Annotated in this window: 12 protein-coding genes; 9 read left to right on the top strand and 3 right to left on the bottom strand. The window is 55.0% G+C overall.

Translation table 11 applies throughout. The features are described 5' to 3' along the window. Window positions 1–111 precede the first annotated feature (111 nt). Window positions 112–999 (bottom strand): LysR family transcriptional regulator, encoded by an 888-nt coding sequence (locus D6C13_RS08815; protein WP_120132404.1) that lies wholly within the window; start codon window positions 997–999, stop codon window positions 112–114. A gap of 141 nt (window positions 1,000–1,140) precedes the next feature. Between D6C13_RS08815 and D6C13_RS08810 the strand changes: the two genes are divergently transcribed. From D6C13_RS08810 to D6C13_RS08780, 7 genes are all read left to right on the top strand, one after another. Further along, window positions 1,141–2,706: an ABC transporter substrate-binding protein gene (locus D6C13_RS08810; protein ID WP_120132403.1), complete on the top strand. Its 1,566-nt coding sequence runs from the start codon at window positions 1,141–1,143 to the stop codon at window positions 2,704–2,706. Window positions 2,707–2,799: 93 nt separating this feature from the next. Then, a complete protein-coding gene (locus tag D6C13_RS08805; RefSeq protein WP_120132402.1) occupies window positions 2,800–3,684 on the top strand; it encodes a dihydrodipicolinate synthase family protein in 885 nt (294 codons plus the stop codon). Further along, a complete protein-coding gene (locus D6C13_RS08800; protein ID WP_120132401.1) occupies window positions 3,681–4,631 on the top strand; it encodes a nucleoside hydrolase in 951 nt (316 codons plus the stop codon). The genes D6C13_RS08805 and D6C13_RS08800 overlap by 4 nt, the downstream gene beginning before the upstream one ends. Window positions 4,632–4,635: 4 nt before the next feature. Beyond that, window positions 4,636–5,595 (top strand): nucleoside hydrolase, encoded by a 960-nt coding sequence (locus tag D6C13_RS08795; RefSeq protein WP_120132400.1) that lies wholly within the window; start codon window positions 4,636–4,638, stop codon window positions 5,593–5,595. Beyond that, window positions 5,592–6,566, top strand: a complete 975-nt coding sequence (locus D6C13_RS08790; RefSeq protein ID WP_120132399.1) for an ABC transporter permease — start codon at window positions 5,592–5,594, stop codon at window positions 6,564–6,566. Before D6C13_RS08795 ends, D6C13_RS08790 begins: the two co-directional genes overlap by 4 nt. Beyond that, window positions 6,566–7,483 (top strand): ABC transporter permease, encoded by a 918-nt coding sequence (locus D6C13_RS08785; protein ID WP_120132398.1) that lies wholly within the window; start codon window positions 6,566–6,568, stop codon window positions 7,481–7,483. Before D6C13_RS08790 ends, D6C13_RS08785 begins: the two co-directional genes overlap by 1 nt. A 2-nt stretch (window positions 7,484–7,485) precedes the next feature. Beyond that, entirely contained in the window at window positions 7,486–9,285 is a 1,800-nt protein-coding gene (locus D6C13_RS08780; RefSeq protein ID WP_120132397.1) for an ABC transporter ATP-binding protein, read from the top strand. On the opposite strand, the gene D6C13_RS08775 is transcribed toward D6C13_RS08780, so the two are convergent. Both D6C13_RS08775 and D6C13_RS08770 read right to left on the bottom strand, forming a co-directional pair. Further along, window positions 9,280–10,563 (bottom strand): HdeD family acid-resistance protein, encoded by a 1,284-nt coding sequence (locus D6C13_RS08775; protein WP_120132396.1) that lies wholly within the window; start codon window positions 10,561–10,563, stop codon window positions 9,280–9,282. The genes D6C13_RS08780 and D6C13_RS08775 overlap by 6 nt on opposite strands. Before the next feature lie 3 nt (window positions 10,564–10,566). After that, the gene (locus D6C13_RS08770) at window positions 10,567–11,574 is read right to left on the bottom strand and encodes a diguanylate cyclase family protein (protein ID WP_147408178.1); all 1,008 of its coding nucleotides are present in this window, start codon (window positions 11,572–11,574) and stop codon (window positions 10,567–10,569) included. A 395-nt stretch (window positions 11,575–11,969) separates the two neighbouring features. Here D6C13_RS08770 and D6C13_RS08765 point away from each other — a divergent pair, with 395 nt between their 5' ends. Together D6C13_RS08765 and D6C13_RS08760 are read left to right on the top strand one after the other, a co-directional pair. Beyond that, entirely contained in the window at window positions 11,970–12,305 is a 336-nt protein-coding gene (locus D6C13_RS08765) for a DMT family transporter (RefSeq protein WP_120132394.1), read from the top strand. A 327-nt stretch (window positions 12,306–12,632) separates the two neighbouring features. Beyond that, complete coding sequence (locus tag D6C13_RS08760) at window positions 12,633–13,844, top strand: MFS transporter (RefSeq protein ID WP_120132393.1); 1,212 nt, start codon at window positions 12,633–12,635, stop codon at window positions 13,842–13,844. Window positions 13,845–14,035 lie beyond the last annotated feature (191 nt).

Here is a 14,035-nt window from a genome sequence, read left to right as displayed (position 1 = left end):
CGTTTTTCATCTAACAGTTTATACCAACTGTCCGCTCGTTTTTCATCATGAAGACTGAAATGTGATATTTTGGACTCATTGGTACGATTTTGGCGAACCAGACGGGGCGTTTTACAAATAACCTTCGATTAAGGTCTTCATTTCTTTGGTGATGTGCTCCACCAGACGACTTTTCGGGATTTGCGGCGGGAAAACGGCGAGATAGGCGATGCTGATATCCGGTGTAAAAGGTTTAAGAACCAGGTCACTTTTATGGCTGCGTGCCGTAATGAAATCGACCACGCCGACGCCCAGATTATTCCCGGCCATCACACAACAGTTGTTGAGCGAAGTTTCGATAGGATTGTTCAGGTATAAGTCCAGGCGACTCATCACCTGATCAAGTTGTTCACGCAGCGGAGTTTTGCGTCCGGGAATGATCGGGCGGTAACGTGTCAGATCCATAGCGGTCACGACGTCCTGCTTTGCCAGCGGGTGGCGCGGCGACATCACGGCAACGGCTTTGGCTCGCGCCAGCATTTCCGCTTCCAGGCCTTTCACATCCGGCTTGCCGAAAATAAACCCCACGTCGTACTGATTACTGGTGACCACATCCGTGATATGCGTCGTGCTTTCGATGTCCAGAAACAGCGAGATATCAGAAATTTGTTCGATCAGCGGCGGGAGGATATGCTCGACGCACAACGCCGATAACGCCGCCACGGAGCCAATGCGCAACACGCTGCCTTTGGAATGACGGATTTCGTCGGCGATATGTGAAATATGTTCAAGTCCGAGGTACAAACGCTCGACTTCGCGGTACAACTTGATCGCATCGTCACGCGGGATCAGCCCGCGTCCGTCACGGTCAAACAGCTTGAGATCTACCGCATATTCAAAGTCGCGGATCAACCGGCTGACCGCAGGCTGTGTGATGTTCATCATATTCGCGGCCGCGGTAATGCTACCTGTCAGGATCACTTTGTGAAAAGCTTCGACCTGACGGGGATTAATTTTCATAACATATCCTCAAAACCCATAACATTTGTTTATGGGTGTAACACAAAATACAATTTTCAATTCAGAAGTCCACCCCCTAGACTCCAGTTTACGATCTGACACACATTGCCTGAAAATCTAAAATAATTAAGGGTTAAATGCATGAGAAAGTCCGTACTGGCAGGAGTGCTTTCCTCAGCACTGGCCACGCTTTTCGTTTTTAATACCCCCTTTGCACAGGCAGCTGATTTGAAAATCGGCCTCGCCGCTTCCACGACTTCAATGGATCCGCAATTTTACGTCGGTGGCGCCAACAGCGCGATGGCGCGCAATATCTTTGACGGTCTGGTGAATCAGGACGAAAAACAACATATTACACCTGCGCTCGCGGTGTCCTGGAAAGTCATCAACGACACAACCTGGGAATTTGCCCTGCGTCCTGGTGTGAAATTCCACGACGGCAGCGATTTCACCGCGAAAGACGTGATTGCCAGCGTGAAACGCGTGGCGCTGGCCTCGAAAAACAGCCCGAGCGCTTATACACCGTACGTGAATGACATCGCTGATGTCACCGAAGTGAATCCTTTAACGGTGAGAATTATCACCAAAGCGCCAACACCTTTATTACTGAACAACTTAAGCCGCGTTGCAATTATGCCTGCGCGACTTGAAACCGTCGGGTCACAAACCCTCAATGAAGGGAAAGACGTGATCGGCACCGGTCCGTTCAAATTTGTCAGCTGGACGCCGGACGATAACGTGGTTCTGGCCCGCAATGACCAGTACTGGGGCGCAAAAGCGCAGTGGGATAATGTCACATTGCGCGTGTTCAAAAACCCGAGTGCCCGCGTAGCGGCGATGCGTTCCGGCGATGTGGACATGATTGAAAGCGTGCCGACGGCGGACGGGCGGGATCTGGGTAAACAAACCCGCCTGCATCTGGAATCTGTCGCCGGTAACCGCATTCTGTATTTACATCCGGACCAGGATCGCGATGTCTCACCATTCGCCAAAGGGCCGGATGGCAGCAATCCGCTGAAAAAACGTGAAGTGCGTGAGGCGATGTCGCTGGCGATAAACCGTCAGGCGATGGTTGACCGCATCATGGACGGGCAGGGCGTTCCGGCGTCGCAGCTGGTGCCGGCTGGATATTTTGGTTATACGCCTGCGATACCCGCCGCGGTTTATGACCCGGCGAAAGCTAAACAACTTCTGGCGCAGGCCGGTTATCCGGACGGTTTCACGCTGACGTTCCATGCGTCAAACGACCGTTATCCGAATGATTCTAAAATCGCACAGGCGCTGGGGCAGATGTTCAGCCGCATTGGCATTAAAACCGACGTCGTCACTATGCCGGGCAGCGTGTATTTCTCGCGTGCATCCAAACGCGATTTCAGCCTGATCATGGGCGGCGCGGCGATTGAAACCGGTGAAGCTTCCGGCGTACTGGGCCCGTTGCTGGAAACCTTCGGGCCGAATGGCGGACAGGGCAACCGCGGACGTTATTCCAGTCCTGAATTTGATAAAACGCTGGCAAAAGCGCGGGAAACTCTCGACGACGGCCAGCGTGAAAAGCTGTTGCAGCAGGCCACAGAGATTGCGATGAAAGACGAAGGCGTTATTCCGCTGCTGTTCCTTTCATACACCTGGGCGATGAAAACACCTTATACCTACGTTGGCCGCTCCGATGGCTACACGTTGCCGTACTTTGTGCATGAGAAACAATAAGTCAGCGCAGAGTGCATAACGAACCCAGGCGGGAATACAGCACCAACACCAGGGCTGTACTAAAGTAGTTGTTTACTAAAAGAGAGAGAAGCTATGACTTCTTTTAGCGGTGTGTATCCCTATCTGGTTTCGCCTGTCACTGATGGCGGCCAGATAGACAAACCAGTGCTAACCGCGCTGGTCGAACATCTGATTAACAGCGGCGTGCACGGTCTGACGCCGCTTGGCAGTACAGGTGAGTTCGCTTATCTCAATGCAGATCAACGTACGGAGATAGTGAAAACCGTCGTCGAAGCCGCTCGGGGCCGCGTTCCGGTCATTGCCGGTGTCGCAGCCACCACCATTCAGGACGCTGTAGCGCAAACCGCTCGCTACGCCGCTCTGGGTGTCGACGGTATTCTGGCGATCCTCGAAGCGTATTTCCCGGTGCCCGATCAGGGTGTCGAAGACTATTTTCGTGCCATCGCGACCGCAGCCGGAAAGCTGCCGCTCGTGCTGTACACCAATCCGCAGTTCCAGCGTTCGGATCTCAGCCTGCCGGTAATTGAGCGACTGAGCCACGTGGAAAACATTAACTATATTAAAGATGCGTCGACCAATACCGGCCGGTTGCTGTCAATTATTGAGCGCACGCAGGGGCGGATGCAGGTGTTTGCCGCCTCGGCACATATTCCGGCGTGCGTGATGCTGATTGGCGGCGTGGGCTGGATGGCCGGTCCGGCGTGTATTGTGCCGAAACAAAGTTTGGCGCTGTATGAGGCCGCCAGACAGGGCGACTGGAAAAAGGCGATGGAGTTGCAGCGTCCGCTGTGGCGCATCAACGAAATCTTTGCCAAATATTCCATCGCCGGTTGTATCAAAGCCGCGCTGCAATTGCAGGGTTTTGCAGTGGGCGATCCGCTGCCGCCGCAGGTGCCTCTGAACGAGGCCGCGCGTCAGGAAATTGCAGAGGTTTTACGTTCGGTGGGGGCCTTGTGAAAACCATACCGGTGATCATTGATTGCGATCCGGGCATCGACGATGCCATCGCACTGCTTAGCGCGTTTGTCGCGCCGCAGCTGAACATTCTTGGCATCTGCACGGTCTGCGGCAATCAGCCGCTGGCAAATACCACCCGCAATGCGCTGCAAATCACCGAACTGGGTTACCGGCTGGATATTCCGGTGTTTGCCGGTTGTCATCAGCCGATTCTGCGCGCGCCGATCCACGGCCAGTTTCACGGCGAAAACGGGCTGGGAAATACCGCTTTCCCCACACCGCAAAAACACGCCGAATCCCTTCATGCCGTTAACTTTCTGATCAACAGCTGTGAACAGGCGATAGCCCGTCATCAGCCGCTCACGTTATGTGTGCTGGGGCCGCTGACCAATCTGGCGACGGCACTGCGCATGAAACCGGAAATCGCCGCCGGTATTGGCCGCGTGGTGCTGATGGGTGGCGCATACCGTGAAGCGGGCAACCGCACCATGACTTCCGAATTCAATATGCTGGCTGACCCGCACGCCGCGCACGTTGTGTTCTCCGGTGATCTCAACATCACCGTATTGCCGCTCGATGCCACGCATCAGGTGATCCTCACACCCGAACACGTGGCAAATTTTGTGAAAGTCTCCGGACGCATTTCCTCCCAGCTTGGCGAGCTGATGGCATTCTGGGATCGCAATGACGTACGCCGTTATGGTTCACGCGGCGGCCCGTTGCACGATCCGCTGGTGATTGCTTATGTGCTGGCACCGGAACTGTTCGGCACTGAAAAGGCGCGGGTGTTTATCGAACACGACAGCGAGTTGTGCATGGGGCAAACCGTTGCCGACTGGTACGGTAAGTCGGGGCAAACCCCCAACGTTGATATCGTCACGCGCGTGGACGCCAACAAAGTCTTCGCGCTGTTTTACGAACTGCTTTCACGATATGCCGGGAAATAATCTTATGAGCCAGCGCATCATTATTGATACTGACCCCGGCGTGGATGACGCCATCGCCCTCTGGCTGGCGCTGGCCTCACCGGAACTGGACGTACTTGGCGTGACCGTCGTCGCCGGTAATGTGGCGCTGAAAGATACCGTGCGTAACGCCTGCAAGATTGTGGCGTTGTCAGGTAAAACGACACCGGTGTTTGCCGGTGCGCCCGGTCCGCTGGTGCGCGAGCAGGTTTATGGCAAATACGCGCACATCGGCGCATTCAAAAATGAGCTGGTGCCGGATTCGGATTTGCAACCGCAGGCCGAACACGCGGTAGATTTTCTGGTGCGGACCCTGCGGCAGGCCGCCGAAGATAACAGCCCGATCACGGTTTGTGCGATTGGTCCGATGACCAATATCGCGCTGGCGCTGGGGATGCATCCGGACGTCGCGCGCGGTATCAAACACATCGTTACCATGAGCTGCGCATTTACCGCACTCGGCCACCGCGTGCCGTGGGCGGAATTCAACGTGTATGCCGATCCGCACGCCGCCGAAAAAGTGTTTAACAGCGGCGTTCCGCTTATCATCATGCCACTGGATATGACCTTCCAGGCGCTGATCAGCAAAGATGATATCGAGGCGTTAAAACAGGATGGTGGCTTACCGGGCGAGTCTGTGGCCGCGCTGCTTAATGCGTTTGACCGCAGCGACCTCAATCGTTTTGGTCGCGAAGGCGGCCCGGTGCATGACGCCACCACCCTTGCATGGCTGCTGCAACCCGGCCTGTTTGAAGGCCAGTCTGCCCGCGTGGGCGTGGAAATCTCCGGTAAAACGGCCGGTTACACTTACGCGGATTTCTGGAACAAGCTGGCGACGCCTCCTAACGCTACGGTCATGCAGAAAGTGGATGAATATGGCTTCTTCAGCCTGATGCGCCGCATTTTCTCGCGATACGGCAACCACCCTGACGACGTTCAGGCATGAGCCGTTATCTGCTCGGGCGATTCGGACAGACATTTCTGACGTTGCTGGTGATGTCATTATTGGTATTCGGCGGCGTATATCTGGTCGGTAATCCGGTGGATTTACTGCTCAGCACCACCGCGACACCCGCCGAGCGACTCGGCGTGATCCAGTCTTTTGGCCTCGATAAGCCGGTGTGGGAGCAATATGGCCTGTTCGTGGTCAATGCCCTGCACGGCGACATGGGCAACTCCTTTATCTATAACCAACCCGCGCTGCACCTGATTTTTCAGCGTATGCCTGCCACGCTCGAACTGGCACTGGTGGCGTTTGTGCTGGCGCTGGTAATAGGTATTCCGCTCGGCGTATATGCCGGTCTGCGCCCTGACGGCTGGTTATCAAAGTCAGTCATGACTATCTCGATTTTAGGATTCAGCCTGCCAACGTTCTGGATTGGCCTGATGATGATCATGCTGTTCAGCGTCAAACTCGGCGTGCTTCCGTCCTCGGGGCGGGGCGCGACGGTGGATGTTTTCGGCGTCCCCGTCAGCCTGTTTACCGCAGACGGCCTCGCGCATCTGATCTTGCCCGCATTCAATCTGGCACTGTTTAAAATCTCGCTGATCATCCGCCTGACCCGCGCCGGTGTGCTCGAATGCCTGCAACAGGATTTTATACGATTTGCCCGCGCGAAAGGGTTATCGGAAAGCCGCATCGTGCTGGTTCATGTCCTGAAAAATACCCTTATCCCGCTGATTACCGTTATCGGTCTGGAGCTCGGTTCGCTTATCGCATTTGCCGTGGTCACCGAAACCATTTACGCCTGGCCGGGAATGGGCAAGCTGATCATTGATTCTATCGCTGTGCTGGATCGCCCGGTTATTTTGGCCTATCTGATGATAACGGTGGTGATGTTCAGCCTGATTAACCTGCTGGTGGATGTGCTGTATATGCTGGTGGATCCGCGCGTCCGGCTGGGAGGCGGGAACTGATGGCGTCTGATTCGGTTCACTCGCGCAGCGCCGTTCAGGGCAAACCGCACTGCGCGTTTTACAACATCGTGCGTGCGCTGCTGCGCAATAAATTCTCACTGTGCGGCCTGATCATCTTAGGTATCGCCATTCTGCTGGCGGTGCTGGCGCCGTGGATTTCTCCGCAAAATCCGTATGATTTATCGCAACTCGATATCATGGATGGGCGCCTGAAACCGGGCACGGCCAGCCTCAGCGGCATGATTTACTGGCTGGGCACCGACGATCAGGGGCGCGATTTACTGAGCGCGATTTTGTACGGCACGCGCATCAGCCTGCTGGTCGGCGTCTCCAGCGCGGTGATTGCACTGACCCTGGGTGCGGCTCTGGGGCTGATCAGTGCTTACGTCGGCGGCAAAACCGACGCACTCATCATGCGCATTGTCGATATCCAGCTGAGCTTTCCGCCTATCCTGATCGCGCTGATTTTACTGGCGGTGCTCGGGCAGGGCGTCGATAAAATCATTCTGGCGCTGGTGGTTACGCAATGGGCGTACTACGCGCGCACCCTCCGCGGCTCGGCGCTGCTCGAACGCCGCCGCAGTTACGTGGACGCTGCGCGCAGCATGGCGCTGTCTGATACGCGCATTCTGTTCCGCCATATTTTGCCCAACTGTCTGCCGCCGCTGATTGTGGTGGCGACTATGCGCATTGCTTACGCCATCATGCTCGAAGCCACGCTGTCGTTTCTTGGAATCGGTTTGCCGGTCACCGAACCTTCACTCGGCCTGCTGATCGCCAACGGGTTTGATTATCTGATGTCCGGCGATTACTGGATAAGTTTCTTCCCCGGCGTCACCCTGCTGGTGCTGATCGTCGCCATCAACTTAGTCGGTGACGCGCTGCGCGACATCCTCAACCCGCGGAACAAGGATTGATGATGCATAACCCGGTTTTACAGGTCGATAAGCTGAATACTGCGTTTTCCGTCGACGGCGAATGGCTGAACGTGGTGCGGGAACTTTCGTTCTCGATCGGCCCGAAAGAGACGCTGGCACTGGTGGGGGAGTCCGGTTCCGGAAAAAGTGTAACGGCGATGTCTGTGATGCGTTTGCTGGATGAAAAGCAGACCCGTTATTCCGGCAGTATCCGGTTTGACGGCCAGGAATTACTCAGCCTGAATCGCGCGCAGATGCAAAGCATTCGCGGCAACCGCATCGGTATGATTTTTCAGGAGCCGATGACCAGCCTGAATCCGGTGCTGAAAATCGGTGTGCAAATTACCGAAGTGCTCAAACGCCATCGTGGCATGGACGATAAAACAGCCCGCGCCGAAGCGGTGCGCCTGCTGGAAAAAGTGCGCATTCCGGCGGCTACCTCGCGGCTTAATGAATATCCGCTGAGCTTTTCCGGCGGCATGCGTCAGCGCGTAGTGATAGCCATCGCGCTGGCCTGCAACCCGCGTTTGCTGATTGCGGACGAACCCACAACGGCGCTGGATGTGACCATTCAGGCGCAAATCCTGACGCTGATTAAATCCTTGCAGGAAGAAGAGGGCATGTCGGTTCTGTTCATTACGCATGATATGGGCGTGGTGGCGGAAGTGGCGGATCGCACGCTGGTGATGCACCGTAGCGAGGCTGTGGAACAGGCGACCACGCGCGAAATCTTCCATCTGCCCCAACATCCTTATACGCGGGCGCTGCTGTCGGCGGTGCCGCGTCTGGGTGCAATGAACGGTGTGGCGTTGCCAAAACGCTTTCCGCTCAATGATATGCAAACCGGTGAGCCGCAGCCGGTGGCTGAATCCGTCGATACGCTGCGCAAAGGTCAGCCGGTGCTGGACGTCAAAAATCTGGTGACACGTTTTGATGTGAAATCCGGCCTGATGCGCCGTGTTTCTGCACGCGTGCATGCGGTCGAAGATTTGTCATTCAGCCTGCAACCGGGCGAAACACTCTCGCTGGTCGGTGAATCAGGCTGCGGAAAATCCACTACCGGACGCACGATTTTGCGCCTCACTGAAGCGACCTCCGGCGATGTGCTGATTGCCAGGCAAGATATCCGCCGGGCGGACAGTGCGCGGCTGGCGGAAATCCGCACGCAGGCGCAGATGATTTTTCAGGATCCGTATGAAAGCCTGAACCCGAGAATGCGCATCGGGCAGGCGATTGCCGAACCGATGGTCAGCCTCGGGCTGCATAATGCACAAAGCGCCAAACGCCGCGTGGCCCAGCTGCTGGAACAGGTGGGATTGCAAAGCAATATGGCGACGCGTTTTCCGCATCAGTTTTCCGGCGGACAGCGACAGCGCATTTGTATTGCCCGCGCGCTGGCGCTGGAACCTAAAATGATCATCGCCGATGAGGCGGTTTCGGCGCTGGATGTGTCGGTGAAAGCGCAGGTCATCAATCTGATGCTCGATCTTCAAGAACAGCTGGGTCTGGCGTATCTGTTTATCTCGCATGATATGGCCGTCGTCGAGCGCATCAGCCACCGTGTAGCGGTCATGTATCTGGGCGAGATCGTGGAAATCGGCTCGCGGGCAGACATCTTCGAAAATCCTCAACACCTCTATACCCGCAAATTGCTGGCCGCCGTGCCGGTGCCTGATCCGGACGTGCGCCGCAAACGTACCGTGGTGCCCGAAGAACTCGCCAGTCCGCTGCGCGCAGCGACCTTTCAACCGCCCGTGCGTCAATACCGCGAAGTCAGCGACGGGCATTTCGTGCAGCTATGACTGCGATTTATCCAGCTGCCGCCAGCGCTTAAACCACGAATGCCGCACCGGATGTACCAGCGCATGTAAAGCGCGCGCGTAATCGAGCATCAGACCCGGCGTCCAGGCCATGGTGGTGGCGCGTTTGCGTAACTGGGCGGCAATCCACAATTCAGGCATAAAAAATAACTTCAGGAAACGCCCCCCACCCCCCTGGCGGGAAATCACGCCTTCCAGCGCGGCTTCTAACCCGTAGGCCACGCTGCTGGAACAGTTACGCCAGGTCAGGTTGTAAATCGCCAATTGCCGGTAGCTTTCCCAGAACTGCTGCAATGCCTGCGCATTAAAATCGCTGAACACAATTTTGCGATCAGACTCGCACCAGCCCGCCGCTTCGCTGACATAGCTCTTCTGGAAAAGTCCGGGTACGTTGTTTTCCTGAATGGCTTTCAGGGTGTTGAAAAACTCAGCAGGGGAACGGTCGATGTCGGCTGCCGGATAAAGGCTGATGTATAGATCTGGCGGCATTTCCAGTGCAGCATGGCCGGTAGAAATCACGCCCTGTGTGTCAACGGCGGCGATATAACGATTGAATACCGGACGCGGAACCGGGGAGTTAGCCGCCGAGCCTTCCGGCGTCCAGATATGCACAATCAGCGAACCTTCAGAACGGGCACTGGCAGCTGGCAACGCAATGACGGGGACCAGGCCGGGCGGTGCCATCAGGGCGGAAAGCGTGACGCCATCGCGCATTTTAAAGGCGCGGAAGGCCAGCGGAATGCACTGGATCCCGCCGAGGATCATGATCATGCCGACAAACTGTGAAATCGTGCCGTGGTGATGAGTGGGATAGGGCAGAAACAGAAACAGGGCAAAAATCAGCTGAGCAACACCGCTGAAAAAGACCTGACGCCAGCGGTCATAACGTACCACCCAGGCCGACGCCATGACAAAAAGACCGGTGATGAAAAATGCGAAACCAAACAAAATGGCCAGCAGCAGATTACTGCTCTCACGACCTGAGAGGATCAGCACGGCGATAAAGCAAAATATGCCGCCCTTAAAATAGAAGACAGACTTTTTCGCCCCGGCGGCACCGCCCGCCATAAAGAGAGTCACCAAACTTTCGACCAGTAAAATTATGCCGAAGACATGAAAGGGGAAATAGCGCATACCTTCCAATCCGTCCATGAAAATCGATAGCCCTAATCCGCTCCATAAAACACCAATAATCGCCAAAACGGGCGCAGATTTGCGGACAAAGTTGGCGCCCATCAATAACAGTGCAAGTTGCAGCATTGATTACGCCTCCCTGGCCGCACGGGCGATGGCCCGGTTGTGTATTTCCGGTGACCACGACCCAATAATCACCACGCCTTCGGGTTGCGCAAGGCCAATCAGCCTGGTTTCCAGAAGCTGCACTTTCGTTGTCGGCGACAGCCGAAGCAGGAAAGGGAAGGTGTCTTTGACAGTACCGCCGTGGACAATCGTCTCCCACCTGGTCCGCATCCGTTTTTGATCTTCGGGCGAAAGCCGCTCCAGCAGTTCATCCACATGATTTATTTTCAGCACATGCGGTGTGAGAGAAGTGACCGACGTCTGGTCCCAGGTCAGACGCCCGGTCTGTGGGATCAGATAATAAGAGGAGACCATTCCCGGTACGTTCCGCTTGAGGACGTACACAAAATTCAACAGCAGGGCGGTACCGGAGAGGTAGCATTGTGCCAGCAGCAGCGGCTCTCCCGACTGTAATCCTGGAATAAATAACGGACCGAGGCGATGCCAGGAGAAATAAATAACAATCACGCTGAAGCTAAGAAATGCCAGTGCCCCGAGCCGGTTACCGCTGACAATCGGGATGGCAATCATGACCATCACCGGGATACAGGCCAGACTGAAAAGCAGTGCTTCACCGTGCGCGTCGCCGAAGGGCTGACTGAACACGTAGGCCGCGCTGATACACAGCAGCAGCCATAATCCACAACCTGCGATGCATCTACGCAAGGCGAGAACTTCAGACTTCCAGAACAGTCCCATCACAATCGTCGTCAGCAGAATGGTGCCTACTACATTCGCTGACCACCAAATCCAAAGCGTCTGGATAAAAACGATGTTGTGACGATACAGCACCCAACCAGCACCCGCAGCGGCGGCGATGGCACTGAACACCACGGTGGCGGATAACCAGACCAGCATGTTGTGCAGCAAGTCAGCCGGGCGTCTGAAACGCCGGACAAGCCAGGCGATGGCGAAATCATTGCCGAGTGAGATAACCGAATGCACCAGCGAGGTTTCCAGTGAATGCCGCATCGTGACATCCAGCAGAGTCCGCACGATGAACAAACCTAAAAACAGAGGCAGCCAGAACCTGCGCGGTGTTAACAAAAATGCTGCTACGGCAAGGCCTGCGGGAAACCAGACAAAAGAAACCCGGCTCAGGGGATCATCCAGAAACAAAGAGATATACCCGAGAGAGAAGTAGAGCACGCACCATAACAGCAGCTGTAAATAAAATTTAGCAGGGGACAAAGTGACCTCGGGAGCAGATTCAAAGCACTGAGTTGTAGCTAAAGCGTAGAACAAATGGATCCCGCAGAGAGGGTTTTCCCCGGGTCAGCCGAAAATTTTAAAGAATGCGACTAGAATCGAAGAAGAGATAAATCCTGAGCCACACTTCTTTTCTTTCTCAAAAATCAGAAGGTGTTATGTACAAAATATATCTTATTCTTGCGGTTTCTATTTGCGCAGAAACACTGGCCACCTCAATGATGAAAGCGTCTGACGGTTTCACCCGATTATTCCCCAGTATTATTGTGGTCGTGGGCTATGCAATTTCCTTTTACGGGCTTTCTCAGGTCGTAAAAGTCATGAATATCGGCATAGCCTATGCCATCTGGGCGGGCATGGGGATTTTCCTGGTGTCGACCCTGTCATTTTTCATCTACAAACAACGACTGGATATCCCTGCGCTGATCGGTATGGCCTGTATCGCCATCGGTATCATTATTATTCAGCTTTACTCAAAATCAGTGACGCATTAACCGGCTATTTGCCCCTCGTTATTTCGCTCCCCCCTAAAATGATGGCCGCCTGAGTCGGCGGTTTCATGTTCACTCACATGTTAGTTACAACATACTTATATGTGGAGTAATTATCTGATCGAGTTATCTGGATGTGCCTTTTTCATTTGAGCTTCCGCGCGCCTCTGTAACCCGCATCGCAGGCGGGGACTGGTTTAGCTGCGTGGCGGATAATAAATACCCTAATGATCATTATGAAAATGCCTTGACCCTGTGATAGTGATCACGTTTATTACCACATTCTACAGTTCCGAAATAATTCACCTTGCTAAGTATAAGGATAATAAAATGACTGAGTGCTCATCGCTGGACACCCGGCCAGAAACGCCTGCTTTCCGCCGCTGGCTGGCGGTTTTCTCGCTTGCCTGTGGCACATTCGCGCTGGTTAATACCGAATTCCTGCCAATCGGATTGCTTTCGCCGATCGCACAATCTCTGGGCATTACTGAAGGTCATGCCGGACTGGCAGTGATGCTGCCCGGTTTGGTAGCCGCAATTTCCGCCCCCTTAATCATGCTTTTCGCCCGCAAGATGGACCGCCGTAACCTGCTGCTGTTGCTTTCCGCGACGGTCATTGTGGCCAACGGGATTGCTGTGATGGCGCAGTCTTTCAACATTCTGCTGATCGGACGCATTATTCTGGGCGTCGGCGTAGGCGGTTTCTGGTCATTCGCCATTCCTTCCGGGCGGCGACTGGTGTCAGAGGAGCAGGGCGCACGGGCGATTTCACTGATCACTGCGGGTGTGGCGGTCGGCACGGTCGCGGGTGTTCCGGCGGGCGCGTTTATCGGCGATCTGTTTGGCTGGCGCATGGCGTTTACGCTTAACGCAGTGCTGGCGCTGGTGTTCTTTGTGTTGCAATGGCTGGCGCTCCCCTCGTTGCCCGCTCAGCAATCTATCGGCCTGCGTGCCATGCTGGGTGTGACCAAAGTGGCGGGGATCCGTTACGCGTTGATCATCGGCGTATTCATGGCGGGCGGTCATTTCGCTGCCTATACCTACCTCGAGCCGTGGCTGCGGTTTAATCTGCATCTTTCTGCCAGTGATATCTCACTGTTGCTGATGGGCTATGGTGTTGCGGGTCTGGTGGGTACGCTGACGACTGAAATCAGCGTGCGTGAATTTGGCGTGAAGAGGGCGTTTATGCTCAATATGCTGCTGCTCAGCGTGTCAGTGCTGCTGCTGTCGCTGTTCCAGTTACCGCTAGTGATGGCCTGTACGCTGGTGATCCTGTGGGGATTAGCCTTTGGCGCGCTGCCGGTGTGTCTGAATATCTGGACGTATCAGGCGTCGCCTGCGCTTTTCGAAACAGGCTCCGCGCTGCTGGTGTGTGTTTTCCAGACCTCGCTGGCGTTAGGCGCATTGTTTGGCGGGATCCTCGCGGACAATTCGGGTGTGAGCAGTGCTTTCCTGCTCGGCGGCGTGCTGACATTGCTGGCGGGCATCACCATTTTCCTGTCCCGTCCTCAGCCAGTTACCTTACACGGTGCGATGCGTTGATCGGATAACGATCAGGAAATCTTTCCACATTTGAATAATCACCCGGAACCCGCTTATCGCGGGTTTTGTCTCATTCCAGGCCAAAAAAACGCATTAGGTTATTTCTTTTTCGTATTTGCCGATCGGGAAATGATTTGAAACACTGACGGCTTAACAGTCTGTTTCAACTTGAAAATTTATTCACGGAAAGA

Origin of the sequence: Rahnella woolbedingensis (assembly GCF_003602095.1) — a bacterium.
In the GTDB taxonomy this organism is placed as follows: domain Bacteria; phylum Pseudomonadota; class Gammaproteobacteria; order Enterobacterales; family Enterobacteriaceae; genus Rahnella; species Rahnella woolbedingensis.
Note: the sequence above shows the minus strand (reverse complement) of the source record. Positions and strands in the feature narration are given on the sequence as shown.